A 209-nucleotide genomic window follows, 5' to 3' on the forward strand; every position below is an offset into this window, starting at 1 on the left:
ATATAAATACGTGAAGGAATAAGTTTTGTTTGCGGGCCGACTTTACCTGATCGCAAGCGTATTTGTGCAGCAAGTCTTGCTAAATTCTCAATCGGTTTATATGTACTAAACGCAGGAATGAGCAATGGGTACTGCTGCTGTAATGCAAAACAATCCGTTAAAAATGCTTTGATGTGATTAGCTCTTTGATAACTGATACCAGCATAAGC

1 pseudogene is annotated in these 209 nt (G+C 38.8%); it reads right to left on the reverse strand.

Annotated features, from left to right (window positions below):
- Positions 1-209 (reverse strand): annotated as a pseudogene (locus tag JR005_RS03690) (hypothetical protein); the annotation flags it as partial.

The organism is Acinetobacter sp. Colony158 (assembly GCF_019264745.1).
Classification (GTDB): domain Bacteria; phylum Pseudomonadota; class Gammaproteobacteria; order Pseudomonadales; family Moraxellaceae; genus Acinetobacter; species Acinetobacter ursingii.